This window comes from Lysinibacillus sp. GbtcB16 (genome assembly GCF_019091145.1).
In the GTDB taxonomy this organism is placed as follows: Bacteria; Bacillota; Bacilli; order Bacillales_A; family Planococcaceae; genus Lysinibacillus; species Lysinibacillus fusiformis.
The window spans coordinates 1-356 of record NZ_JAGXJV010000186.1 but is presented as its reverse complement, the minus strand read 5'-3'; the positions used below and the strand labels follow the sequence as shown (position 1 = coordinate 356).

Genomic DNA, 356 nt, shown 5'->3' with positions numbered 1-356 from the left:
GCTTTCAAGAACACAGTTATCATTAGCTTCATGAAGCTGGTGTTCGGCTTTCCGATTCCTATTCTTATTGCGCTAATGCTTAATGAATTGAGTTCGAGACTGTTTAAATCTTCCGTACAAACCATTATGTATTTCCCGCATTTCCTGTCCTGGGTGATTATAGTAGGCATTTCCTTCCTGCTCTTGTCCCAGTCGAACGGCATCGTTAACATGATGATCGAATCCTTGGGCTTTCACAAATACGACTTTCTGACCAATACGGATACATTCTGGGGAATGCTCGTTGCACAGAATATCTGGAAAGAAACCGGCTGGGGGACGATTATCATTTTGGCAGCGATCACAGGAGTTGACAC

The 356-nt window shown here is 43.5% G+C and carries 1 pseudogene; it reads left to right on the top strand.

Annotation, left to right across the window (positions count from 1 at the left end):
* Positions 1-30: 30 nt before the first annotated feature.
* A pseudogene (locus KVT27_RS23925) lies at positions 31-356 on the top strand (sugar ABC transporter permease); the annotation flags it as partial.